Origin of the sequence: Nonomuraea sp. NPDC049480, from assembly GCF_044465905.1 — a bacterium.
Taxonomy (GTDB): Bacteria; Actinomycetota; Actinomycetes; order Streptosporangiales; family Streptosporangiaceae; genus Nonomuraea.
This window is the reverse complement of the sequence record NZ_JBITMD010000014.1, coordinates 112470-136543: the sequence shown is the minus strand read 5'-3', so window position 1 is coordinate 136543 and position 24074 is coordinate 112470. Positions and strand designations below refer to the sequence as shown.

The following is a 24074-nucleotide window of genomic DNA, read 5'->3' as shown; positions in this document are numbered from 1 at the left end:
TGACCTCCGTCAAAGAACTGCACGATGACGCCCTTGAACCCGTCCCGCCATGATCCGCTCGGGTTGACGTAGACGGTGCCGGAGAGTTCACCACCTGCGACCCCCTCGATCGCGGCGGACTCGTAGTACCGCCGGCTTCTCGTCGTTCTGCCACTCGGGGACCTTGAACACCAGGGCGTAGGCGACGATCGGGGCGAGGAGCGCCAGGCACACGAAGAACGGCCACCTGCTCCGCTGCTTCGGTAACGCCGCCGGGACTGTTTCGGTCAGCACCATGCCATCCTCCAGAACGCTCGTCGATGATCAGCATCTTCCAGGTGAGGCGCCGCGCCCGCTAGAGATCGTCCATTTACCGCACGCGCAGCACTTCGCCGAGCTTGACCCGGGCGCCCGTCCGCAGCACCGCCCGCTCGTACACCTTCGCGCCGAAGGCCAGCACCGCCACCACCGCCACCACCATGCCGGCCATGGAGGCCCCCACCTGCCACAGCGGCACCTCGGTCGCGGCCATCCGGACCGGCATGATCATCGAGGAGAACGGCGGCACGTACGACATGACCGTGGCCAGCGTGCCGGTGGGCTCGTTGGTGGCGTAGAAGGCCACGAAGTACGTGACCATGACCGTCATGATCAGGGGCGTCAGCACGGTGTTCACCTCCTCCTGGCGCGAGACCAGCGAGGCGAACGCGGCCGACAGGGTGGCGAAGAAGGCGTACCCGAGCACGAACCAGACCAGCACCCCGGCCACCAGCCCCGGGACGCCGGGCGGGAAGTCGGCGGCGACCCCGGAGGCCACGGCCGCGCCGAGGCCGACGACCAGGATCGTGACCAGGTTGATCAGGCCGAGCACGCCCAGCCCGAGGATCTTGCCGCCGAGCAACTGCCACGGCCGCAGCGTGGAGAGCAGGATCTCCACGATCCTGCTGCCCTTCTCCTCCACCACGCCCATGGCCACCATCGAGACCTGGCCGATGAGCAGCATGAAGAGCACGACGACGAGCACCACCGCGATCCCGGTCCGTGCGGAGTCGTAGCGGGCGTCGGCGCGCACGGACTCCATCTGCAGCGGCGGGATGGACACGCCGACCGCGCCGAGCCGCACCTCCCGGTTGACGCTCTGCAGGAGCACCCCGAGCTCGTCGTTGATATCGCCGTCGGTGAGCACCTTCGTGCCGTTGACCAGCACCGCGTCCACGTCGCCGTCGAGCACGGCCTGCTTGGCCGCGGCTTCGCCGGGGAACGATCGCCACTCGAACTTCGCCTCCGGCGCGGCCGCCTGCAGCGGCAACGGCTGGGAGTTGACGGTGCCGAGAGTGTAGGAGTCGGGGCGGTCCAGCACCTTGGGCGCGAAGGAGATCGCCGCCACCAGCACGGCCGTGATGACGAGGCCGATGACGAACGCCTTCGTGCGGATCTGCGTCACGATCTCGCGGCGGGCGACCAGCATCAACCCGTTCACGCCACGGCCTCCTTGAAGATCTCGGTGAGGGTCGGCTGGTCGTGGCCGAAGTGCTCGACGTGGCCTGCCTTGACGGCGCGGCGCAGGATCTCCTGGCCGTCGCCCTCGGTCGTACGCAGGATGTGCTGATCGCCGCGTACGGTGACCGTGCCCGGCAGCCCATCGGCCCAGCCGGGGGCGGGGTCGCGGACGACCACGCGCAGCGTGTCGCCTTCGGCCGCGCGCAAGCCGGCCACCGTGCCCGTGGCCACCATCCGGCCGGCGGAGACGATGCCGACCGAGTCGCACAGCCGCTCGACCAGTTCCAGCTGGTGGCTGGAGAAGATCACCGGAACGCCACCCCTGCACCGCTCCTGCAGCGCCGTGGCCAGCGCGTCCACCGCGATCGGGTCGAGCCCCGAGAACGGCTCATCCAGCACCAGCACCTGGGGGTCGTGCACCAGCGCCACCGCCAGCTGCACACGCTGCTGGTTGCCCAGTGAGAGCGCCTGCACCGCGTCGTTCCTGCGCTCGGCCACGCCCAGCCGCTCCATGAGGTCCTCGGTGGCCTTCTCGGCGGTCGCGGCGCTCATCCCGTGCAGGCGGCCGAAGTATTCGATCTGCTCGGCGACCCGCATCTTCTGGTAGAGACCGCGCTCCTCCGGCATGTAGCCGAAGCGGCGCCGGTCGTCGTAGCCGAGCAAGCGGCCCTGCCAGCTCACCGAGCCGGAATCGGCCTGGAGCACACCCATCACGATGCGCATGGTCGTCGTCTTGCCCGCGCCGTTCGCGCCGACGAACCCGAACATCTCCCCCGGCCGTACGACGAAACTGATCCCATCCAGGGCGAGCTTGCCGTCGGGAGCGTCGGGACCGCCCGCGAAGCGCTTGCGTAACTCGCTGATCTCCAGCATCAGATCCTCTCCTTCATCATGGGGCAAAACGTGGTTTCCGAGCCGTTCGCCCTGGTAGTCGCGGAAATCGTGTGCTCGATGGCGCGGGGCCGGGCCGGCGCTTCGACTGACGTGGTCAAGTGATCTCCTCCGAGAGCCGGCGGTGGGAGCCGCCGTGATTCGTCGTGTCAGCCCGCTCCGTACGACGACCTGGCCGCCTCGACGCTCTTGCGCAATGCGGTCGCGATCGGCTCAATGGGCGCGGACAGCTGCTGGATCCGGTCCCGGCGCAGACGCGTCTCGCGCCAGGAGGGGACCACCGTCTTGAGCTGGGCCGCCGTGGCCAGCGCCGCCAGGACGCGGACGTCCTCGTCCAGGTGCCCGACCGGCTGGCCGCCGCGGATGACCCGGCTGACGCGCTCGGCCAGCCTGCGCGACAGGTACGCCTTGCGCAGCGTGATCCGCTCGACCGGGAACAGCAGGATCCGGCGCCGCTCCACGCTGATCAGCCGGGCGGCCGCCAGCTCGTCGCGTACCACGCGGACCGCCTTGCCGCTGTCCTTGTCCACCCACCGCCGCCATGAGCGGGGCGGCGAGTTCGAGATCTGCTCCCAGACCACGGCCCGCAGGGAACCCGGCTCGGCGGCCGGGGCGGTGAGAGCTCGCGCCTTGCCCGACTCGTCCGCCAGGTTGCCCGCCAGCAGCAGCTCGGCGAGGGTGGCCGCGCGCAACAGGTAGCCCAGCTCGCTCCGCTGAGTCAGCTTCTCCTTCCGCAGGTCGAAGGCCAGCAGGAAGGCCGATCGGGTCAGTGACTCACCCTGCTTCACTTGCGTCTCCATCCGCCCGCTCCTCTTCTTCCTGGTATGTGTCGTCCCCGGTGTCGTCCTCTGGCGCCTTCCTCGGCCGTCCGCGTGGGCGCATCCGCCCCACCCCGTCGGGCAGGCGTCCGGCCTCGGAGAGGGCCCTGCGCAGCAGGAACTCGATCTGGGAGTTCGTGCTGCGCAGCTCGTCGGACGCCCACCTGGCCAGCGCGTCGTGAACCACCGGGTCAAGCCGCAGCAGGATCTTCTTCCGCTCCACGGTGATTACTGGTAGAGCGTGCCCGTGTTGATCACGGGCTGGGTGTCGCGGTCACCGACCAGAACCACGAGCAGGTTGCTCACCATGGCCGCCTTGCGCTCCTCGTCCAGCTCGACCACGTCGTGCTCGGCGAGCCTGGCCAGGGCCATCTCCACCATGCCGACCGCCCCCTCGACGATCCGCTGCCGGGCCGCCACCACTGCGCCCGCCTGCTGGCGGCGCAGCATGGCGTGGGCGATCTCGGGCGCGTACGCCAGGTGGATGATGCGGGACTCGATGACCTTCACCCCGGCGGACGACACCCTGGCCGCGATCTCCGTGGACAGCCGTTCGTTGATCTCGTCGGCGTTGTCGCGCAGGGACAGCCTGGGCTCGCCGTGCGCGTCGTACGGATAGCTGCCCGCGATGTGCCGCACGGCCGTCTCCGCCTGGATGGCCACGAACTCCACGAAGTCGTCCACCTCGAAGACCGCCCGCGCGGTGTCCTGCACCTGCCAGACCACCACGGTCGCGATCTGGATCGGGTTGCCGTCCGCGTCGTTGACCTTCGTCCTGCCCGTCTCGTGGTTGCGGATCCTCGTGGACACCCGCCGGCGCACCGTGATCGGGTTGACCCACTGGAAGCCGGGGGTGCGCAGGGTGCCGACGTACCGGCCGAGCAACTGCACCACCCTGGCCTCGCCCGGCGCCACCGCGGTGAGGCCGAAGTACATGAAGAACCCGAACAGGATCATCAGGATGCTCACGATGACCGCCCACATGCCGCCCTGCCCGGCCCCCGAGGCGAGCATGACGATTCCCGTGACGAGCAGCGCGATTCCGGCCAGGACCAGCGCCGTCGCCACCCCCAGCATCACGAACCCGTTGGCCGCCCGAACCGGCTGCTCGCTCGTCTGCGGTGCGGGCATGTCCACGACGGCGGCCTCAAGTGCGGCCCCGCCCGATGTGTTCGCCATCGTCCGTCCCTTCTCCATGACTTCATTTCGCTATCAAAGTGATATCACTTTTTCGGCGACTGCGACAGACCCCGGTTCTCAGGGCACCGGCTGGACACCGGACGAGCTCCGGGTCACTCGGCAATGACGCGGGACACATCCGCGCACTTGTGATCCGACCGGTCCACGCGGTACAAACGTCCGACACCTTTCCGGACCTTGATACGAACCTCCGGTCCCGAGAGAGCGCTCTCTCCCGGTCTGGCGGTGTCCGACCAGAGGTCGAAGGATCTCATCCACCTCCGACGTCCACAGTCCATGGAGCGCTGCACCCGCAGCGGAAAGGACGAACCGTATGACGACCCAGCCTCCCGGCGACGGGGGTCTCACGAGGCGGCGCCCCGGTCTGCAGATCGCCCGGGCGTTGACGTTCGGTCTCGTGCTGGCGACCGCCGTCACGATGGCGGGAACGGCCGCCTCCGCCGCATCGCCGGCCCACGGCGCCCCCGATCTCGGGCCGAACGTCACCGTCTTCGATCCGAGCATGCCGGTCAGCGAAATCCAGGCGACCCTCGACGCGGCACACACCGCTCAGGTCGACAACGAGATGGGCGCCACGCGCCACGCCTACCTCTTCAAGCCCGGCACGTACGGCACAGCCGAGCACCCCCTCCAGATCAAGGTCGGCTACTACACCGAGATCGCCGGCCTGGGCGCCTCACCCACCGACGTCGTCATCAACGGCAAGGTCGAGGTCTACAACCGCTGCCTGGCGGACGGCGGAACCGGCAACTGCCTGGCGCTCGTCAACTTCTGGCGCACCCTGTCCAACCTGTCGATCAACGTCAACGCGGCCGGCCAGGACGGCTGCAGGTCGTCGGCGAACTTCTGGGCCGTCTCCCAGGCGGTGTCCCTGCGCCGTCTCAACATCAGCGGCGGCAACCTGTCGCTGATGGACTACTGCACCGCCGGCCCGCAGTACGCCAGCGGCGGCTTCATCGCCGACTCCAAGCTGCCGTCCGTCACGAACGGATCGCAACAGCAGTGGCTGACCCGCAACAGCGAGGTCGCCGGTTGGTCGAACGGGGTGTGGAACCAGGTCTTCGCGGGCGTCGTGGGCGCACCGGACGAGGCAGGGTTCCCGAATCCGCCGTACACGACGCTCGACGCCACTCCCGTCAGCCGGGAGAAGCCCTACCTGTACGCCGACGCGCAGGGCAGGTACAAGGTCCGCGTGCCCGCCGCCCGGAAGGACACGCGGGGCATCTCGTGGGCCGACGGCATGACGCCGGGCCGTACGCTGCCGATCACCGACTTCTTCGTCGCGAAGCCGTCGGATTCGGTGCAGGTCATCAACAACCAGCTCGCGCGCGGCAAGCACCTGCTGCTCACGCCCGGCCTGTACGACATCGCGCGGAGCATCGAGATCAAGCGCCCGAACACGGTCGTCCTGGGTCTCGGGCACGCCACGCTCACCGCCGTCCGCGGCTCGACCCCGCTCGACGTCGCGGACGTCCCCGGCGTCGTCGTCGCCGGCGTGACCGTCGACGCTGGTCTCGAGAAGTCGCCGGTCCTGCTGAGGGTGGGCAAGAAGCACGGGAAGCGCTGGAGCTCGCCGGACAACCCGACGACTCTGTCCGACGTGTACTTCCGGGTCGGCGGGCCGCATGTCGGCAAGACCGACATCGCGCTCGAGGTCAACAGCGACAACGTGCTCATCGACCACGCCTGGGTGTGGCGCGCCGACCACGGTGCCGAGGGCTTCACCGACACCCAGCGCTGGAACACCAACCTCGGCCGCAACGGCGCCGTCGTCAACGGCGACCACGTGACCGCGACCGGCCTGTTCGTCGAGCACTTCCAGCAGTACAACACCGTCTGGAACGGCGACGACGGCACGACGATCCTGTACCAGAACGAGCTGCCGTACGACCCGCCGGCCCAGGCCGACTGGATGAACGGCGACGTCGAGGGGTGGGCCGGCTACAAGGTCGGCAACCGCGTGAAGACGCACGACCTCTACGGCGGCGGGGTCTACGTCTTCAACCAGAACAACCCGCAGATCCACACCGAGAACGGCTTCGAAGTCCCGCAGACCCCGGGCGTCAAGCTGCACCACATCATGACCGTCAACCTCAGCGCCGGGACGATCGACCACGTCGTCAACGGCGTGGGCGATGCGGCCGACACGACCAAGATCGGTGCGCCGGTGTACGTCGTGGACCACCCGGCCCCGTAGGGCCCGCCCCGGTGGGCCGGAGTCTCCGGGCTCCGGCCCACGCACGCGAGGATCGTCCCTGTACGGAGACCGAGAGGCACCTAAGATTCTAGCATCGCTAGAATCTTTATCACTGATCTGCTAGCGTCGCCATCGTAGATAGCGATGCTAGAAATTGGAGTAGATCAGTGCTTGCCCCCTTCGCCTACGGCCTGGCTGTCGTCCTCACCCTGTTCGTCATCTTCATCGGCGCCCGATTCCTGCTGTCCCCGAAGGTCGCGGCCGCCGGCTACGGCGTGCCCGCCAAGCAGGACGGCGACGCCGCCTACCTGACCATCAAAGGCCTGCGTGACCTCACCTCCGGCCTCGTCGGCCTGGCGCTGCTCGCCTTCGCCGATGCCGACGCGGTGGCCTGGTTCATGCTGGTGGTCGCCCTTGTCCCCATCGGCGACACCCTCATCGTCCTGCGCCACGGCGGCACCAAGGCCGTAGCCTTCGGCATCCACTTCGCCACGGCGGTCATCATCCTCATCAGCGCCGCCCTCCTTTTCGCCGTCTGAACCGCGTGACCCTCGCCACCGCCCCTGTCCCGCAGCTACACGCCGACCGGCCTGGGCCGGGAACCGAGCGAGGCGATCTCGCCGCTCAGCCGCCGGCCGGAGGAATGGGCACGACGCTGACGGAAGGAGTTCGCCTCGGACGACGGCGACATCACCGGTTCAGCGCAGGGTGGCGGTGAAGGTGCGGCCGTGGGCGTGGCGGGTCGTCGCCTGGATCAGGGTGCCGCCCGGCACGCGTCGTACCGTCACCCCCTCGTCGGCCGCGGCGAGGCGAAGGGACGCGCCATGGAGGACGACGGAGACGCGGTCGCGTTTCATCGTGGGGTCGGACAGGGCGACGACCGTGCGCTCGCCGGACTGGACGATGACCGAGGCGGGGCCGTCGATGAGCAGGCGCTCGACGTGGCGCGGGCCTGCGGAGAAGACGTTGGCGGCGACGATCCCGGGAGTCTTGTGCTTGATCGCCTGCACGTGTCGGTCGTTGGCCAGGACGGTCAGCGGTCCGTGCGCGTAGCCGCGCAGGCGGGTCTCCGTCGCGTTCGGGACCAGGGCGTAGGCGAGGGCGGGGACGCGGCCGGTGGCGGGATGGGCGATCGAGGCGGTGAAGACGTTCTTGGTCACGCCGGTGTCGGGGTTGGCCGTGCGCACGACTCTGCGGCTGCGGGTCACCGTCTCCAACCCGGCCGCGACGGGCTGCCGGGTGAGGAAGGCGTAGCCGATCGCGGTACGGCGGGTGCCGTTGGCGTAGCGCAGCCAGCGCGGCGGCGTGGTGTCCCCCGCCTGCCAGGCCCCGCCGTTCCAGCCCTCGCCGGTGAGCGCGACCGTGTCGCCGGGAGCGGCGATGCGGCTGTCCACGGTGGTCACCGCGTCGCGGCCGCCCTGACCCGAGACGCCCGCGGCGAGCACCACGATCTCGTCGTCGAGCATGAACCAGGACTTGGTGGCGCGGGCGTTCCGGTAGGCGACGAAGTCGTCGGGCAGGATGCCCGCCTGTTTGGCCGTGTAGGCGGCGTCGTCCGACTGCACCATGCCGGCCGCGCCGTACGCGCCGAGCGTCGCGCCGCCGGAGAAGGTGTTCCCGGCACGCGGGAAGTACACGTAGGTGTTCTGGGACTCCGAGGACGAGGTGAAGTTCAGCGGATGGCCCGGGTTCTCGTACCAGAACCGGCCGTACAACTCGGGCACCGTCCGCCGCTCCTCCACCGGCGCGGTGACCCCGGCCAGCCGGTACGGCGAGACGGCCGTGTAGTAGTCGACGCCGAAGACCTCGCGCTGGTCCTCGCCCGTGAGATAGAGGTAGTAGGCGCCGTCGCCCTGGAACCAGGGCATGAGGTTCTCGCCGTTCATGTACTCGTATTTGCTGATCCGGTCTGAACTTCGCGCCAGGGCGAAGGCGTAGCCGGGGCGCCGGTGGACGGTCCGGTCCATGGCGTTGAACGCCACGCTGCGCTCGGGCGGGTTCAGGTCGGCGGACGGGATGGCGGCATCGGCGCGGATGGCCGCGTAGCGGGCGATGCTGACCGGGGAGACGAAGGCGGCCGTGTCTGCGGCCGGCAGGAACTTGACGTATTTCTTCAGGGCGAGAGCGCCGGCCGCCTCGACGTGCTCCGCCAGGTCGGCGATGGCCTCCACGATCACCCCGACGTCGGCGTAGCCGGTCGTGGTGCGCGAGACCGCCCGCCCCTTGACGATCTCCATCATCCACCCCTCGAAGATCAGCGGGGCGAAGCCGTCGGTGATCCAGCGGTGCACCACGCCGGGCAGGCCCTCGGATGCAGCGTCGCTGGTCGCGCCTTCGAGCATCTTGAGGGTCTGGACGACGCGGGTCAGCAGGGCGCGGCCGTAGGAGCCGGTGTAGGCGACCGAGTGGTGCTGGATGAAGGAGCCGTCGCGGTAGTAGCCGTCGGTGACCCCGTGCTGGAGGTTGTAGGGGTCGATCGTGGCGAAGACCGTGGCCTGGTCGGCGATGGCCTTGGCGACGCGGGCGTCGTCGCCGGTGAGCGCGCCCTGCAGGATCCGGTTGGCGGTGATGTCGGCCAGGTTGGCCCCGGTGTGGAACCGCGAGTCGAGGTCGACGTCGCCGTTCTTGCCGTTGCGCAGGTAGGCGTCCATCGAGGCGATGTACGTCGCCGTCAGGTCGGGCCGTTCCTCCCGCACCCGTTCGGCCAGCAGGGCCAAGGTCCTGCTCACGTGGGTGGAGATGCCGATCTCCCAGTTGTGCCAGTTGCCGTAGTAGCCCTTCGACTGGTCGCCGTAGTAGCGCTCGTGCAACCACAGCAGACCGTCGGCGACCCGCCGCTGGACGGCGGGGTCATCGACGAGTTCGCCACCCGGCGTGCGGGTGGCCAGCGCGATCTCGTACAGGTACTGGTAGGCCAGCCGGAGGTTGGCGTCGTCGGTGCCGAGCTTCAGCCCGGAGAACAGCTCGCCGTCACCCGCCTGGTCCATGGCGGTCAGCCGTTGGAAGGCGGTCCTGACGATCGCCGCGAGCTTGCCGGCGACCTCGGGGCGGGCATTGACGTCCGGAGTCCCGGCGAAGGTGGCCACGGTGTTGGCGAGCAGCCGCGCGTGATCGATGCCCGCCGCGGCACGCGAGGGGGAGGCTACGGCGAGCAGACCGGCGGCGGGAAGCAGGGAGAGAACCTGGCGACGAGACATGTGCGGCACGACGAACTCCAGGCCGTTGGAGGATATGCCGGGCTCACCTTACATGATCTATTTTGGTCAGCCCAGGCATTCGCACGGCTCTCCGGCGGGGTTCGACCAGGCCTCAAGTCGCGTCCCGGAGCAGCAGGGCCGCTTGCACCCGGTTCGTGCAGTTCAGCTTGGCGAGGATGCGGCTGACGTAGGTTTTGACGGTGGCCTCGGTCATGTGGACGCGCCGCGCGACCTCGGCGTTGGACAGGCCCTGCGCGACCAGGGCGAGGATGTCGGCTTCGCGAGCCGTGAGGGCGGCCAGCCGGCGGGCGGCGTCGCGTCCGCGCTCGTCGTCGCCCGGGGCCGCCATGTCGAGCACCTGCCGCGCCACAGCCGGCGACAGGTACGCCTGCCCGGCATGAGCGGCACGGACCGCGCGGATCAGCTCGTCCGGGGTGCACGTCTTCAGCACGAACCCGGACACGCCTCGCCGCACCGCTCGCCGTACGTTGTCCTCATCGCCGAAGGCGGTGAGCATCACCACGCGCGGCCCGGTCAGTTCGGCGGCGGCGGCCAGGCCGTCCATCACCGGCATCGAGATGTCCAGGAGCGCGACGTCGACGCGGTGCCGGCGGGCGGCCTGCACCGCCTCGCGTCCGTCACGCGCGACGGCCACCACCTCGATGTCCCCGGCCGACTCCAGGACGGTACGGATGCCGGTGGTGATGAGGGGCTCGTCGTCGGCGATCAAAATCTTGATCACGTGGCGGCCCCCGCGAGGGCCGGCACCAGCGGGAGCATCGCGACGAGCCGGAACTCGCGCGATCCCGGGTGGACCCGCAGCAGGCCCCCGGCCGCGGCGACGCGTTCCGTCAGCCCGCGCAGGCCGCTCCCGCTCCCGCCGCCGGCGGACGGGGAACGGCGGGACACCGGGTTCGCCACCGAGATCAGGAGAGCGTCGGGCTGCCAGTCGAGTGACACGGTGATCGGCTCGCCCGACGCGTGCTTGACCGCGTTGGTCAGCCCTTCCTGCACGACCCGATAGGCGGCGTGGGACGCCCCCGGATCCATGAGCGGAACGGCCTCGCCGCGCGTCTCGATCGTGACCGAGGCACCCGCCGCACGGGATCGTGCGACGAGGTCGTCGATCTCCTCGAGGCCGTGGGCGTCATGTCTGCGCAGCGCGTTGACCACCTCGTGCAGTTCGGCCGCGGCGGCACGGGCGGTGTCCGCGAGGCCGCGCACCGCCCGCTGCCGGTCTGACGGCAAAGGGGCCACTTCAAGCGCGGCGGCCTGCACGGACACCAGGCTGAGCAGGTGACCGAGCGAGTCGTGCATGTCATGGGCGATGCGCAGCCGCTCGCGTAGCCGTTCCTGCTCGGCGATGAGGGCCCTCTCCCGCCGCAGGTGCTCGCGCTGCTCGGCCACGTACCGGCCGACGAGCAACGGCAGCGCGGTCAGCACGACGACGCGGGCCAAGCTGATCCACGGTTCCTCAGCGCCGGGGGATCGTTGCACGGCCAGCAGGAGGACGCACACATATGCGCTGAGGGCGCCTGCCGTCACCACCAGATCTCTGCGTGCTGAGATGCGGTGCCCCGCCTGGAAGCCGGTGCAGGTCAGCAGGGCCAGCGACCCTCCGGTGAGCACCGCCAGCGCCAGCGCCGCGAGGAAGGCGGCGAACGGCAGGCGGTTCATCGCCGCCATGGCGAGCGCCACCGCCCCGGCGTACGCGGCCAGCAGCCAGCCTTGCGTCCCGTCCAACCACAGCAGCGCCGTATCCGCGACCACGACCGCGGCGACAAGCGCATATCTGGACATAGGGCTCACCCTACTCATTGCCTCCACAGTCAACTTTGGTGAACAGAAATCGATGACTTTCGCGGGCAGACCGCACCCTGAGCGCGCTCTTAGCGTTCTCCGCATGCTCAAAGCACTCATGGCGCTGGCCGTCCTCGCGACACCTCTCAGCGCCCAGACCTCGCAGCCGTCCCTCAAGTGGAGTGCCTGTCCCATCGCGGACGCGCCCGAGCTCCAGTGCGCGGACCTGCCCGTCGCCGTGTCGCCCAAGAGCGACCGTACGATCACCCTCAAGGTGGCCCGCCTGCCCGCCACCGGCACGAAGAGGGGGTCCGTGATGGTCAACTTCGGCGGCCCTCAGGGGTACCAGATCGCCTCGCTGGGTTCACGCACCCAGATCTTCGACAAGATCAGGGCGTCGATGGATGTCGTGACGTGGGACCCGCGAGGCTACCCCGGGCTCAGCAGCGCGGTGCTGAAGTGCGACTGGGGCTTTGTGCGCACGCCGCCGTTTCCCGCCGACCAGGCCGGCTTCGACCAAATCGCCGCGGCCAACAAGGCCAGGGCCGACAAGTGCCGCGACACCGACCCCGAACTCTTCGATCACATGGACTCGGCCGCCGACGCCAGAGACGCCGATGCCATCCGCAAAGCGCTCGGCGAGAACAAGATGAACTTCCTCGGCCTGTCGTACGGCGGAACGATCGCGCAGTCCTACGCCCGGCTGTTCCCCCATCGTGTGCGCACGATGTACATCGACGGCACCAAGAACCACAGCCTCCGCGACTGGGAACGGGAACTCGACACCATAGCCCGCGAGACCGAGCGCTTCATGGACCGGTTCTTCGCGTGGGCGCCCGCCGGGACGGAGAAACGCTGGCAGGCGCTGATCGCCGAGGCGAACCGCGAGCCGATCCCCGCCCCGAAGGTCGACGCCCGCTTCGACGGCACGCAGTTGCAGGCGATCGCGTTCCTGAAGCTCCGACCCGGTCCTGCAGCCTGGGGCGACTTCACGGCGGCCATCACGGCGGCCGAGGCCGGCGACGCTTCGGGCTTCGCGCTGTCGAGCCGCCAGCCCTACCCCGGCGCCCCGGGCGGCGGGTACAAGGAGTGCCTGGACCTCCCGCGCCCCGCCCATCAGCGGGACGTCGCGCGCACGGTCAAGCGGCTGCGCGCCATCGCCCCCAACACCGGCGCCTCCTTCGGACTCGCCTGGCACCTGCCGCTCACCTGCGCCGGCTGGCCGACCCCGGTGACCAACCCGCCCACACCGATGCCCCGTACGCTGCCGCCGTTCCTGGGCGCCGGCACCTGGCAGGACCATGACTCCACCCGCCGGGTGGTCGAGCAGATCCCCGGCAGCCGCACGATCGAACACGACGGCCCGGGCCACAACCTCTTCGGCGCGATGGCCAACCCCTGCGTCATCGGCCACGTCAGCAGATACGTCACCGAGCGCCGGCTGCCGCCGGAGGGAACCACATGCCCTTGATCCGGCAAGAGGGGAGCCGCCGCGGAAAACGCCGGTGGATCGCGGTCGCCGTCATCGCGGTCCTCCTCACCGGCGCCGCGGCAGTGACAGCGATCTGGTTCCCCTCCGTCGCGGCCACCGCCTGCCCCGGCTGTTACGGTCTGGAGCGGCTCCGGCCGGGCCTGTACGTGGAACCCGGCCTGCCGCAGGCACGACGCCGGCACGTTGCCGAGGTCGTCGAGCAGGCGAACAAGCGGGTGAGTGACTTCTTCGGAGGACTGAAAAGCTCACCGGACGTCCTGGTGTGCTTGTCCGAGGACTGTTACCGCAGGATCGGCGGCGGCCGTGAACGCGGCATCGCCGTACTGAACCGGTCGGTGATGTTGTCCCCGCGCGGCGTCGATCCCGTGATCGCCTCGCACGAACTGACCCACGTGGAACTCCACGCCCGTCTCGGGGGCGCCGAGGTCCCGCAGTGGTTCGATGAGGGTCTCGCCGTCCTGGTCAGCGACGATCCCCGATACCTCGCCCCGACCGGCGACCGCTGCCTGATCGACTCCCGCCGGCCCCTCCCGGCCACGCTCGCCGACTGGCTGCGCGCGGCATCGGCGGATTCCCAGCTGTACGCCGAGGCCGCCTGCCAGGTGAGCCGCTGGGCGGAGGCGAACGGCGGGCGAGGGGCCGTACGTGCCCTCATGCCGTGAACGTCCCGCACCGATGACACCAGCCGGGACAAATGTTGACTAAGCCACTTTCCTGACGGTTAATCGAGGAGAGTGTGCCGCTTTCAACGGGGGAAGCGGCTGTTCATGGCCATGGGGGAAACATGACCAGGAGTCTTGTCGGCATGCTCTTAGCGGCCACCGCCGCGACCGGCGTCGTCGCGGTGACGCCGGCGGCGGCCTCGGCGTCCACGGCAGCGCAGAGCTCCCTGGGAACAGGCACGACAGCTCGCCCGCACCTGCTCCACTACAAGATTTACTTCGGCAAGTGCGAGGACACCTGCCGCATCAAGGTCCGGATCAAGAACCTCACCCGCAAGAGGCTCTACGACGTCAGCCTGAACGCCCGGCTCTGGGTCAACGGCACGAAGGTCGGGGCCTGCTACGACTACGTCGGCGGCATCCGCCCCAAGGGAGTCCGCTGGGCCGGCTGCACCGTACGGTCGGCGAAACTCACCCGCCTGTGGAACCGCTACCTCGACGGCCGGATCGACTTCAACACCAGGGCCAGGACCAGCGTCCACTACGAGTACTACAGGTGACCGGAAAGGCCAGGGGCTGCGGCTGTCAGAGTCCGAGATCGTCCAGTTCCTTCAGCAGCGCGGCCTTGGAGTCCTGCGGCGGAGAGGCCGGCGCCGGACGGGGACGGGCGCGGTCGCGGTCGCGGTGGCGGTCGCGGTGGCGGTCGCGGAACACCCAGCCACCCAGCAGGCCGGCGAGGAAGCCGGACAAGTGAGCCTGCCAGCCGACGCCCTCCTGGGGCAGCAGGCCGGTGAACTGGTAGGCGAAGCACAGGGCCATGACCACGCCTACCACGATGTCGATCAGGTGCCGGTCGAATATGCCGCGCACCAGGACGTACCCGAAGTAGCCGAAGACGACGCCGCTCGCGCCCGCGCCCACGCTCAGCGGGCTGGCGGTGAACCAGGCGCCGAGGCCGCTGACCACGATGATGAGTCCCGTCACGCCGAGGAACTTGGCGACGCCCCGATAGGCGGACAGGAAGCCGAAGACGAACAGCGGCCCCGAGTTGGCTTCGATGTGTGCCCAGCTCCAGTGCAGGAACGGCGCCGAGGCGATGTCGGGCAGGCTGTCGGGGCTCCATGGCCGGAGACCGTACTGGTAGCTCAGCGCGTAGCCCGACGCCCAGTTGACGATCTGTACTGTCCAGATGACGGCCAGGAATCCGACCATCACCCAGAAGGCCTTGCGGGCTTCCGCGATCATGATCTCGGCTGTACGACCTTTGACCTCCACCCGGATCCTCCTGGTTTGTGGGTGTCCTGCAGGCGGGAACCAGTATCGGGACAAAAGATCACGGATGGAGCAGCAATAGACCGTTCTGACGGCAGCCGGGTCGGCCATCCCACGCCGTGGAGGCTGCGGGAGAGCCGGTCCCCCGGGTCCTGGCGCTGAGAGCCGTCAAGTCCTGGCCTCGCCTCGGCCCGCCGTCAGCGGTGATCCAGTTCGGTGGCGCCGTCGATGGACTCCCGGATGATGTCGGCGTGCCCGGCGTGCCGCGCGGTCTCCTCGATCAGGTGCAGGAGCACCCAGCGAACCGACCAATGCGCGCAGCCCTCGAGAGCGCACGGCCGGCCGAGGTCGGCGACGGAATCGATCACCGCGCCGGTTTCGGCCGTCACCTTGGCGTAGCCGTCCAGGAGGCTTTCGACGGTGTCCGCCGGCCCCATGCGTAGCTCGGCATGCCAGTCGGTCACCGGCCAGATCCCTTCGGAGCGGCCGGCCACCCCTGCGACGATCCAGCGTCGCTCGACATGAGTCACGTGTTTGAGGATGGCGGCGAGCGAGAGATCGCTGGCAGTGGGAGTGGAGGTCGCCTGCGTCCAGGTGAGATCGCGGAGCGTGGCGCGGATCGCGTTGCGTTGCTCCTCGAGAAAGGCGAGGAGGGCTGAGCGCTCGTCGGCCACCGGCGGCAGCAGGTTCGGCATGGGCCGAGCCTGTCAAAGGCCACCGACATTCTGGCGGCATCACCCTGGCGCCTCGAGCCGCGCGGCCTGGGCCGGTTCATGGAGTGGCGGCTCAGCGTGCCTTCGGATCAGCGCCTTGTAGACGCTTGCTTATGCGATTGAGCGCGCCATGCATGGACCGTCTCATCCCACCGGGATCACCATAGGACCATGTTGATACTCGCTCTTGTCGCACTCGCTCTGCACGGCGCCCTCACGGGCCTCTTCTACACCTTCTCCATGTCCGTCATACCAGGCCTGAACGCTCTCGAACCCGCCCAGGCCGAGGCGGCGATGCGGAGCATCAGCCGGAAGATCCTCAACCCCTGGTTATACGTTCCGTTCCTCGGCGCGCCGCCCATCACGCTGGTGGCGGGGCTCATGGCGGACGGGCCGGCCGCGACCTGGCTCTTCGCCGGCGCCGCGGTGAACTTCGCCGGGTCCTTCCTGGTCACCATGGTGATCAACGTGCCGATGAACAACGCCCTGGACGCGGGCCGGATGCCGTGGAAGGAGTATTCGCCGCGGTGGACCGCCTGGAACACCCTGCGCGCGGTGGCGTCCACAGCCGGCCTCGTCCTGGTCGGGGCCGGCCTGGCCGCCCTGTAGGCCGTCAACCATCGACGAGGATCGGCTGGTCAGGCGGGCCGTCCCTCAAGAGGCCCGCCAGCAGCCGAGGCAGCCCAGCCGGCCGCAGAACGTCCGTCGTGACGCTCAGTTCGGCAGCGGCCCACCAGCGATGCCCCGTGATGGACGCCCTCTCCAGCTCCTCGAAACCCGACGTGTCGACTTCGAAGGCGGACACCCGGGCCAGGAAGTAACGCTGCCGGACCTCGTATGCGATGCCGTCCCGAAACGCCGTCCAGGGTCGCCCTCGCCAAACCTCCGGCCCCAAAGTCACGTTCGCCAGGCCCGTTTCCTCACGTAACTCCCTCAGCGCCGCCTGCTGGTGGCTCTCCCCCGGCCTGACGCCGCCTCCTACGGTGAACCAGCGGGTGGTGCCGTCCGCCGGATTCGAGCTCGAGAACAGCAGCAGCCGATCAGCATCGTCGACCAGCACCACACGCGCACTCGGCCGCGGCACCGGGCTCCCGCCGGGGATCTCCACCACACCACTACATCATGATCGACGTACTGTGAGCCTCATTCAGCGTCTCGCGCACTTCGATGGTCGGGCGTGATCCTACTGTTTGAGGTATGAGCTTCGATGGCACGCCCCGGCCGCGCCCCCGCTGGTACCACGCACAGACAGACCTGGACGACTTCGCCATCGTCAGCTACCGGGTGGACGCCGCCGCCCTGGCCAGGCACCTGCCCGAGGGCTTCGCGCCGATGACGATGGGCTTCGAGGACGGGCCGGGCACGCTGATCTCGGCGGTCGCCTTCAAGGACCGGGACTTCCACTTCCGGTTCCTGCCGCAGGTGAGCATCGACTGCGGTCAGATCAACTACCGGGCCTACGTGACCGCGTACGGCAAGCCGGGTGTCTGGTTCTTCGGCACCGACCTCGATCACCCCGTCGTCGCGATCCCGCAGCACCTGTGGGGCATGCCGTGGCAGCGCGACCGCATCCGTATCGAGGCGGACTGGGACCGTGCCCCGGCCCGCTGGCGGCTCGACGCCGGGGACGCCCACTGCGACGCGAGCGAGCTCCCCCAGCCGCTCACCCTCTTGGACGGCTTCGCTGACGAGTCGGACTGGCTGGAACGGCTCACCCATCCCACCTTGGGCTGGTACCGGCGGCGGGGCGGCAGGGTGGGGACCTACAGCATCTGGCACCCGGTCATGCGGCCTCGCCATCTCGCCACCACCTCCGCGCGGTTTCCCTTCTTCGAGCGCCTCGGCCTCATCACGCCGGACACGCCACCGCACTCGGTCCTGGCCCAACCGCGCCTGCACTTCGACATCCACACCCCACCGCGCCGCTTCCACCCGGCCCGGCGCGTCGGAACTTCCCAAGCGCGGCCGGCGAAACGTACCATCCCCCAATAGTAAAACCTTTGATTAATTAAGGAGGAGCGCCATGACGCAGAAGGCGTTCGCCTCGTCCGCAGACCTCGACGACAAGCAGCAGACCCTGGAGGTGCTCGCCGACGGCGTCTACGCGCTGACCGCCGAGGGCGACCCCAACATCGGCGCCGTGGAGGGCGAGGACTTCCTCGTCTGCTTCGAGGCCATGGCCACGCCCGTGGCCGCCCGCGCGTGGCTGGCCCGGCTCAGGGAGCACACGGACAAACCGGTCAAGTTCCTGGTCCTGTCGCACTACCACGCGGTGCGGGTACTCGGCGCGAGCGCCTTCGACGCGGAGGTCATCGTCGCGCACGACAACACCCGGGCGCTGATCGCGGAGCGCGGACAGCAGGACTGGGATTCGGAGTACGGGCGGATGCCGCGCCTGTTCAAGGAGCCCGCCTCCATCCCCGGGCTGACCTGGCCCACCGCCACGTTCTCCGACCGGTTCACGATCGACCTCGGCGGCGACCGGGGCGAGCTGATCCTCCAGTACTGCGGGCGCGGGCACACCGAAGGGGACATCGTGGCCTGGCTGCCCCGGCAGAAAGTGCTGTTCGCCGGTGATCTGGTCGAGTCGCAGGCCGCGCTCTACACCGGCGACGCCTTCCACCGCGAGTGGGCGGCCGGCACGCTCGACCGGGTGGCCTCGTTCAAGGCGGAGGCGCTGGTCGGCGGGCGCGGGGCGGTGGCCCGCGGGCGGGACGAGGTCGAGGCCGCGATCGCGCAGACCCGGCACTTCCTTCAGGTCATGCTGCGCGAGGTGGGCGCGGTGCACGAGCGCGGCGGAACGCTCAAGGAAGCGTTCGAGGCCACGCACGCCGCCCTCGTCGGGCGCTACGGCGGGTGGCCGATCTTCGAGCACTGCCTGCCGTTCGACGTGTCGCGGCTGTGGGACGAGCTGTCGGGCGTCGAGCGGCCGGTCATCTGGACGGCCGAGCGCGACCGTCAGGTTTGGGCCGAGCTGCAGGGCTGAGGGATGGCGATCATCGAAGCGCCGGTCGCGGTGCTGGGCAACGGCCCCGTGGGGCAGACCGCCGCGCTGCTGCTGGCCCGCTGGGGCGTGCCGTCCGTGCTGCTGGACGCGCGCCCCCGCCGCGACGCGGTCGGCTCCAAGGCGATCGTCCAGCAGCGGGACGTGCGGGCCGGCTCGCCGAGCCGTTCTGGTACGTGGACTCGCCGCTGACCACGCCCGATCCGTCCCGCCCGTTCGCCGGCCGCCCGCCGCGCGGCGCCGTGCCCCCGGCCGCGCCCGGCGTGATCGTCCCGGACGCCCCGGTGTCCGTCACCGGGTCGCGGGTGACCCGGCTACGGGAGATCGCCCGGGACGGCTTCCTGCTGCTCTCGGTGAGCGGCATGGGCAGCGGGACGGGCGACGGCATGGCCGGCGACATGAGAGGCGTGGTGGATGACGATGCCGTGCTGCATGCGACGCGTCGGGCCACCCGGGCACCGGTCCGCCTGCTGCGCCTGGGCGACATCGACCACACCGGCGCGCTCGCCCGGGCCCTCGCCGCACGCCCCGGCGAGTTGTGGATCGTGCGCCCGGACGCGCACATCGCCGCGGTGCCGGCCCGGCCGACGCCCGGCGAGGTCACGGCGGCACTGCGCCGCGCCTTGGGCGGCACGTTGTCCGGGACGGCGACCGTGAGGGCATGACACGCGCCCGGGCAGGCGGGATCGCGGCGTCGCGGGATGAAAGGATCAGATCTGAATATGCTCGAAAGGATCTGAGATGGCTCCGAACATCGCCACCGCGCGCCGCGTCGACCTGCCCGAACTGCTGGAATTCCTCCGCATCAGGCACCACGGCCTGCTGTCGACGACCCGCGCGGACGGCCGCCCGCAGCTCTCGCCGGTCACGTGCGGGGTCGACGAAGGCGGCCGGATCGTGGTCTCCACCTATCCCGACCGCGCCAAGGCCCGCAACGCCCGCCGTGACGACCGCGTGTCGATCTGTGTGCTGTCCGATGACTGGGACGGCCCGTACGTCCAGGTCGACGGCCACGCCGAGGTGGTGGACATGCCGGACGCCGTGGAAGGGCTGGTCGAGTACTTCCGGTGCATCTCCGGCGAGCACCCCGACTGGGCCGAATACCGGGAGGCCATGCGCCGCCAGGACAAGTCGCTGATCCGCATCCACATCGACCGGTGGGGGCCCATCGCGACCGGCGGCTTCCCCGCGCGCCTGGTGTCCTAGACGCTTACAAGCCGCTCACAAGTATGAGGGCCTATCCATAGGAGTGTCCGATTCACCTTTGGTTCACTCCGGAGTCCCCTCATGCGTTTGCGTCTGCTCGCCGTTCTCGCCGTTCTCGCCGCCGCCGCCCTTCCGCTGGCGGTCGCCACCCCCGCCGAGGCCACCCCCGCCATCTGGAAGTGGCGTTCCGTCCACTCCACCGACGGCATGGCCCGCGCCTGGGGCAAGGTCTCCATCCACCAGTTCGGCTACCTCGTCACCGGCACCGTGGAGGACACCCTCGGCAAGGGCTGCGCCTGGGTCGTGTTCAAGGCGCAGAGCGCGAGCAACGGGCGGTGGAAGAGCTTCGGCTTCTACAACTGCGTGCCCGGCAACGGCACCTTCCGCAAGGACTACCGCAATGTGCTGCAGATCAAGGTCCAGGTCTGCCGCGGCACCAGCAAGCGCCCCACCGGCGAGTGCTCGCGCTGGAAGACCATCATGACCCAGGGCGGGTAGGCGGGTCAGAGCCCGAGGATCGCCAGTGCGGCGAGGACGATGCTGAGCGCGACGAACCGCGGCGTCCTGGGGCGCTGGGCCGCCTCCCTCCGCGAGGAGACCACCAGCGCCGCACCCACGGCCAGCGCCGTCATCAGGTGCAGGCCGTACCACACGACGACCGGGACCTTCCCGAGAAAGGTCCCGGACAGCAGGTCGTCGGCGGATCCGTACCCGCCGAGCCCGGCGAGCACGACGAAGCCCAGCACCGCGAGCGCGGGCGTGTACCGGAGGCGGCCGAGCACGGCCCAGACGACGCTCCCCAGGAAGAGCACGACCGTGGAGCTGTGGTGGAGCTGCCGCATGGACAGCCCGCCGGGCACGTCCAGGCTGATGGTCAGCACCGAATCGTACGCGGCGCTGATGGGAACGCCGCTCAGCGGCGCGTAGGAGCCGCCGTAGGCGACCTCCTGGCCGTCGGGCACGTAGTGGAACGCCAGGAAGCCGCCGGTGAGCACGACGACCGCGAAACAGTAGAGCAGCGACTCACCGACCAGCTGCCGTATCCGCTCCATTCGGCATATTTGATCATAAAGTCGGTCAGCCGCGGAGGGCTCCCTTCATCGCGTCGCGGATGAAGCCGCGGGCGAACAGGGTGAACACCACGGCCAGCGGCAGCACGGCGAGCAGCGTCCCCGCCATGATCATGCTGTAGTCCGTGTTGTGCGCCGTGTTGAGCTGCGACAGCGCCACCTGGAGCGTGAGCTTCGAGGGATCGACCATGACGATCAGCGGCCAGACGTAGTCGTTCCAGGCGCCGATGAACGTGGTGATGCCGAGGAACGCCAGGCCCGGGCGGATGACCGGCAGCGCCACGTACGCGTACTGCCGGAAGAAGCCGCACCCGTCGATGCGGGCCGCGGCGAGCAGGTCGTCGGGCACCGCGCCGCTGATGTACTGGCGCATCCAGAAGATGCCGAAGGCGTTGGCCGCCGCCGGGACGATGAGCGCGTTCAGCGTGCCCACCCAGTCGAGGTTCACCATGATGACGAACTGCGGGATCAGCGCGAGCTGGCTGGGCAGCATGAACGTCAGCAGCAGCACGCCGAACAGCATGTTCCTGCCGGGGAAGGGGAACTTGGCGAAGGCGAAGGCCGCGATCGAGTCGAAGAAGAGCACGAGCGCGGTCACACTGCAGGCCACGATGAACGTGTTGAGCATCGAGCCGAAGAAGTCGATGTTCGAGAGCAGCCGGCCGATGTTGGCCATCAACTCGGGGCCGAACGTCAACTTCGGCGGCACGGTGTACATGTCTTTCGTGGTGTTCGTCGCCATGACGGCTGTCCAGTAGAAGGGGAACAGCGAGATGACGACGCCCGTGATCATGGTGAGGTGCAGGCCCACCCCGCGGAATCGCTTCACGAGGCCCCCTTGGGCAGCCGGTCGCGGCGCGACACGATGCGCCAGTTGATCGCGGTGAACAGCAGGATGACCAGGAAGACGGCCCAGGCGATGGCGGCGCCGTAGCCGTAGTCGTTGTTGTTGAAGGCCTCGCGGTAGAAGTACAGGATCGCGGTGAGCCCGGCCGAGCCCGGGCCGCCGGAGTTGGCGGCGTTGGCGACGTTGCTGGAGAACAGCACCTGCGGCTCGGTGAAGGTCTGCATGCCGTTGATGGTCGAGATGACCACGGTGAACAGGATGATGGGCCGCAGCTGCGGGATCGTGATGCGGAAGAAGATCTGTACGGGCCCGGCTCCGTCGATCTTGGCGGCCTCGTAGAGCTCGGTCGGTATGGCCTGCAGGCCGGCCAGATAGATGATGGCGTTGTAGCCGGTCCACTGCCAGCAGATCAGCGTGGCGACGACGATTTTGATCGTCCACTCGTTGACCAGCCACTGCACGGGAGACGAGCCGAGCCAGCCGAGGATGACGTTGATCAGCCCGGCGTTCGTGCCGAACACCGAGCCGAAGAAGATGGCGATCGCCACGACCGAGGTCACGTTCGGGACGAAATAGGCGATCCGGTAGAAGCCGGCGAAGCGGACGGTGCTGTTCAGCATGCTGGCGATGACCAGTGCCAGGAAGAGCATCGGCACCGTGGACATGAACCAGATCAGGAACGTGTTCTTCAGCGACAGCCAGAACAACGAGTCCTTCAGCAGGAACTCGAAGTTCCGCAGCCCCACGAACTCCATCTCGCCGAGCCCGTCCCACTTCTGGAACGCCAGGACGACGGAGAAGAGGAGGGGGAACAGCATGAACACCAGGAACAGCACGAAGAACGGGGAGATCGCCAGGTACTGCGGCCAGAACGACCGCAGTATCCCTGACTTCCGCCTGGCATGTGTGCCCTGGCGGGCGGACACCACCTCAGCTCACTCCCTGGCGCTCGGCGACCTGCTTGGCGGTGGCGACCGCGTCGGTCCACGCGGTGTCGGCGTTCTTGCCCTTGGTCCAGACGTTGACGAGCTCGTCCTTGAACGGCTGGCCCACGGCCGCGTCCGCAGGGGCCTCGTACTGGACCGGAACCTTCTTGGCCGCCTCCCCCAGCACCTCGATGGTGGCCTGGCCGCCGAAGAACGGGTCGCCCTCGGTCATGGCGGGCATCGCGTACGTGGCCGGGCTGGCGGGGAACAGCGCCGCGTCGGTGAAACCCTTGGCGGCGTTCTCCGGGCTGAGCAGCCAGGTGACGATCTCGAAGGCGAGCTTGGGGTCGCGGCACTGCTGGGTCAGGGCCAGGAAGGAGCCGCCGATGTTGGCGGGGGCGACCGGGTTCTGGGCCACCCGCCACTTGCCCTCGGTGCCCTGCGCGCCGTTCTTGATGTCCAGGGCCATCCAGGCGGCGCCGATCATGGCGGCGTACTTGCCGTTGGTCATGGCCGCGTTCATGTCCTGGCCGTCGAACTTGGGTGCCACGACGCCCAGCTGGAGGGCCTTGATGACCAGGTCCCAGGCGGTGCGGATGTGAGCCTGGTCGCCGATGAACTTGTTGCTCTCGTCGATGAAGCGCTTGGGCCCCTGGCCGACGGTCACGTCGAACAGGCCCTCGGCGCTGCTGACGATGAAGGCGTCGGGCACGGCCTTCTTCAGCTTCTGCCCGGCGGCGAACAGGTCGTCCCAGGTGGACATCTCCGCCGACACGTCCTTCGGGTCGGTGGGGAGGCCGCCCTTCTTGAAGATGTCCTCGCGGTAGAACATGCCCGTCGGGCCGATGTCGATCGGGAAGCCGATCAGCTTGCCGTCCTTGGTGGAGCCCTGCTTCCACTTCCACTCGACGTACTGCGAGGCCAGCTTGTCGGCGCCGAGCGTGTTGAGGTCGATGAACCGGTCGGCCTCCTCCAGCATCGAGGCGATGTTCTCGCCCTTGATGCCGGTGATGTCGGGCACGAACTTGCGCCCGTTCATGGTGGTGACGAGCTTCTGCTTGAAGTCGCCGCCGATCACGGAGGGCTTCAGCGTGGTCTGGCTGAATTGCTTGACGGCGTCCGCCACGAGCTTGTCGCTCAGGCCGCCGCCCCAGTACCACAGCGTCAGCTCTTTGGCGCCACCGCCCGGGCTGCTGCTGCTACTGGTGGTGCTGCTGCTGCCGCCGCCGCAGGCGGCTGTCCCGCCGATGGCCGCGGCAGCGAAGGACAGGAGCAGATGCCTGCGTGAGAGTTCCATTGT

The 24074-nt window shown here is 69.1% G+C and carries 28 protein-coding genes; 12 read left to right on the top strand and 16 right to left on the bottom strand.

What is annotated here, in order from left to right; translation table 11 throughout:
• Positions 1-87: 87 nt before the first annotated feature.
• The 6 genes from ACIBX3_RS34725 to ACIBX3_RS34700 all read right to left on the bottom strand — a co-directional run bounded on the left by ACIBX3_RS34725 (position 88) and on the right by ACIBX3_RS34700 (position 4367).
• Positions 88-276, bottom strand: coding sequence for a hypothetical protein (locus ACIBX3_RS34725; RefSeq protein ID WP_397124529.1), 189 nt, complete (start codon positions 274-276; stop codon positions 88-90).
• 73 nt (positions 277-349) lie between these two features.
• Positions 350-1459, bottom strand: a complete 1110-nt coding sequence (locus ACIBX3_RS34720; protein WP_397124527.1) for an ABC transporter permease — start codon at positions 1457-1459, stop codon at positions 350-352.
• Positions 1456-2352 carry an ABC transporter ATP-binding protein gene (locus tag ACIBX3_RS34715; protein ID WP_397124525.1) on the bottom strand — a complete coding sequence of 299 codons (897 nt, stop codon included), beginning with the start codon at positions 2350-2352 and terminating at the stop codon, positions 1456-1458. The genes ACIBX3_RS34720 and ACIBX3_RS34715 overlap by 4 nt, the downstream gene beginning before the upstream one ends.
• Before the next feature lie 167 nt (positions 2353-2519).
• Entirely contained in the window at positions 2520-3170 is a 651-nt protein-coding gene (locus tag ACIBX3_RS34710; protein ID WP_397124523.1) for a GPP34 family phosphoprotein, read from the bottom strand.
• Entirely contained in the window at positions 3145-3411 is a 267-nt protein-coding gene (locus ACIBX3_RS34705) for a hypothetical protein (RefSeq protein ID WP_397124521.1), read from the bottom strand. Before ACIBX3_RS34705 ends, ACIBX3_RS34710 begins: the two co-directional genes overlap by 26 nt.
• Before the next feature lie 5 nt (positions 3412-3416).
• A complete protein-coding gene (locus ACIBX3_RS34700) occupies positions 3417-4367 on the bottom strand; it encodes an SPFH domain-containing protein (protein ID WP_397124519.1) in 951 nt (316 codons plus the stop codon).
• 334 nt (positions 4368-4701) lie between these two features.
• Here ACIBX3_RS34700 and ACIBX3_RS34695 point away from each other — a divergent pair, with 334 nt between their 5' ends.
• Entirely contained in the window at positions 4702-6585 is a 1884-nt protein-coding gene (locus ACIBX3_RS34695; RefSeq protein ID WP_397124516.1) for an adenylyl cyclase, read from the top strand.
• 167 nt (positions 6586-6752) lie between these two features.
• Positions 6753-7124: a DUF4267 domain-containing protein gene (locus ACIBX3_RS34690; protein ID WP_397124514.1), complete on the top strand. Its 372-nt coding sequence runs from the start codon at positions 6753-6755 to the stop codon at positions 7122-7124.
• Between the two features lie 159 nt (positions 7125-7283).
• On the opposite strand, the gene ACIBX3_RS34685 is transcribed toward ACIBX3_RS34690, so the two are convergent.
• The 3 genes from ACIBX3_RS34685 to ACIBX3_RS34675 form a co-directional block, all read right to left on the bottom strand.
• The gene (locus ACIBX3_RS34685) at positions 7284-9782 is read right to left on the bottom strand and encodes a polysaccharide lyase family 8 super-sandwich domain-containing protein (RefSeq protein WP_397124512.1); all 2499 of its coding nucleotides are present in this window, start codon (positions 9780-9782) and stop codon (positions 7284-7286) included.
• Positions 9783-9894: 112 nt separating this feature from the next.
• Positions 9895-10524 (bottom strand): response regulator, encoded by a 630-nt coding sequence (locus ACIBX3_RS34680; protein ID WP_397124510.1) that lies wholly within the window; start codon positions 10522-10524, stop codon positions 9895-9897.
• A complete protein-coding gene (locus ACIBX3_RS34675) occupies positions 10521-11582 on the bottom strand; it encodes a sensor histidine kinase (RefSeq protein WP_397124508.1) in 1062 nt (353 codons plus the stop codon). The genes ACIBX3_RS34680 and ACIBX3_RS34675 overlap by 4 nt, the downstream gene beginning before the upstream one ends.
• Before the next feature lie 103 nt (positions 11583-11685).
• Between ACIBX3_RS34675 and ACIBX3_RS34670 the strand changes: the two genes are divergently transcribed.
• The 3 genes from ACIBX3_RS34670 to ACIBX3_RS34660 all read left to right on the top strand — a co-directional run bounded on the left by ACIBX3_RS34670 (position 11686) and on the right by ACIBX3_RS34660 (position 14296).
• The gene (locus tag ACIBX3_RS34670) at positions 11686-13053 is read left to right on the top strand and encodes an alpha/beta fold hydrolase (protein ID WP_397124506.1); all 1368 of its coding nucleotides are present in this window, start codon (positions 11686-11688) and stop codon (positions 13051-13053) included.
• Complete coding sequence (locus ACIBX3_RS34665; RefSeq protein WP_397124504.1) at positions 13044-13736, top strand: hypothetical protein; 693 nt, start codon at positions 13044-13046, stop codon at positions 13734-13736. The genes ACIBX3_RS34670 and ACIBX3_RS34665 overlap by 10 nt, the downstream gene beginning before the upstream one ends.
• A gap of 122 nt (positions 13737-13858) precedes the next feature.
• Complete coding sequence (locus tag ACIBX3_RS34660; RefSeq protein ID WP_397124501.1) at positions 13859-14296, top strand: hypothetical protein; 438 nt, start codon at positions 13859-13861, stop codon at positions 14294-14296.
• A 25-nt stretch (positions 14297-14321) separates the two neighbouring features.
• Here the strand turns inward: ACIBX3_RS34660 and ACIBX3_RS34655 are convergent, their stop codons facing one another.
• Positions 14322-14981 (bottom strand): rhomboid family intramembrane serine protease, encoded by a 660-nt coding sequence (locus ACIBX3_RS34655; RefSeq protein ID WP_397124499.1) that lies wholly within the window; start codon positions 14979-14981, stop codon positions 14322-14324.
• A gap of 224 nt (positions 14982-15205) precedes the next feature.
• The gene (locus tag ACIBX3_RS34650) at positions 15206-15703 is read right to left on the bottom strand and encodes a DinB family protein (protein WP_397124497.1); all 498 of its coding nucleotides are present in this window, start codon (positions 15701-15703) and stop codon (positions 15206-15208) included.
• Positions 15704-15892: 189 nt separating this feature from the next.
• On the opposite strand from ACIBX3_RS34650, the gene ACIBX3_RS34645 reads away from it, so the two are divergent.
• The gene (locus tag ACIBX3_RS34645) at positions 15893-16330 is read left to right on the top strand and encodes a DUF1772 domain-containing protein (RefSeq protein WP_397124495.1); all 438 of its coding nucleotides are present in this window, start codon (positions 15893-15895) and stop codon (positions 16328-16330) included.
• A 4-nt stretch (positions 16331-16334) separates the two neighbouring features.
• Here the strand turns inward: ACIBX3_RS34645 and ACIBX3_RS34640 are convergent, their stop codons facing one another.
• Positions 16335-16832 (bottom strand): NUDIX hydrolase, encoded by a 498-nt coding sequence (locus ACIBX3_RS34640; protein WP_397124493.1) that lies wholly within the window; start codon positions 16830-16832, stop codon positions 16335-16337.
• Positions 16833-16918: 86 nt separating this feature from the next.
• Between ACIBX3_RS34640 and ACIBX3_RS34635 the strand changes: the two genes are divergently transcribed.
• From ACIBX3_RS34635 to ACIBX3_RS34610, 6 genes are all read left to right on the top strand, one after another.
• Entirely contained in the window at positions 16919-17713 is a 795-nt protein-coding gene (locus ACIBX3_RS34635) for a DUF2071 domain-containing protein (protein ID WP_397124491.1), read from the top strand.
• A 31-nt stretch (positions 17714-17744) separates the two neighbouring features.
• A complete protein-coding gene (locus ACIBX3_RS34630) occupies positions 17745-18707 on the top strand; it encodes an MBL fold metallo-hydrolase (protein ID WP_397124489.1) in 963 nt (320 codons plus the stop codon).
• Positions 18708-18710: 3 nt separating this feature from the next.
• Positions 18711-18917, top strand: coding sequence for an FAD-dependent monooxygenase (locus ACIBX3_RS34625; protein ID WP_397124487.1), 207 nt, complete (start codon positions 18711-18713; stop codon positions 18915-18917).
• Positions 18902-19390: a hypothetical protein gene (locus ACIBX3_RS34620; protein ID WP_397124485.1), complete on the top strand. Its 489-nt coding sequence runs from the start codon at positions 18902-18904 to the stop codon at positions 19388-19390. Before ACIBX3_RS34625 ends, ACIBX3_RS34620 begins: the two co-directional genes overlap by 16 nt.
• 76 nt (positions 19391-19466) lie before the next feature.
• Positions 19467-19931: a PPOX class F420-dependent oxidoreductase gene (locus ACIBX3_RS34615; protein ID WP_397124483.1), complete on the top strand. Its 465-nt coding sequence runs from the start codon at positions 19467-19469 to the stop codon at positions 19929-19931.
• An 81-nt stretch (positions 19932-20012) separates the two neighbouring features.
• Positions 20013-20429, top strand: coding sequence for a hypothetical protein (locus ACIBX3_RS34610; protein ID WP_397124481.1), 417 nt, complete (start codon positions 20013-20015; stop codon positions 20427-20429).
• A gap of 5 nt (positions 20430-20434) precedes the next feature.
• On the opposite strand, the gene ACIBX3_RS34605 is transcribed toward ACIBX3_RS34610, so the two are convergent.
• Genes ACIBX3_RS34605 through ACIBX3_RS34590 form a run of 4 tightly spaced genes read right to left on the bottom strand, consistent with a single transcriptional unit; the run spans position 20435 to position 24071 of the window.
• Positions 20435-20983 (bottom strand): hypothetical protein, encoded by a 549-nt coding sequence (locus tag ACIBX3_RS34605; RefSeq protein WP_397124479.1) that lies wholly within the window; start codon positions 20981-20983, stop codon positions 20435-20437.
• 25 nt (positions 20984-21008) lie between these two features.
• Positions 21009-21830: a carbohydrate ABC transporter permease gene (locus tag ACIBX3_RS34600; protein WP_397124477.1), complete on the bottom strand. Its 822-nt coding sequence runs from the start codon at positions 21828-21830 to the stop codon at positions 21009-21011.
• The gene (locus ACIBX3_RS34595) at positions 21827-22777 is read right to left on the bottom strand and encodes a carbohydrate ABC transporter permease (RefSeq protein ID WP_397124475.1); all 951 of its coding nucleotides are present in this window, start codon (positions 22775-22777) and stop codon (positions 21827-21829) included. Before ACIBX3_RS34595 ends, ACIBX3_RS34600 begins: the two co-directional genes overlap by 4 nt.
• 1 nt (position 22778) lies before the next feature.
• A complete protein-coding gene (locus ACIBX3_RS34590; protein WP_397124473.1) occupies positions 22779-24071 on the bottom strand; it encodes an ABC transporter substrate-binding protein in 1293 nt (430 codons plus the stop codon).
• Between the last annotated feature and the right edge of the window lie 3 nt (positions 24072-24074).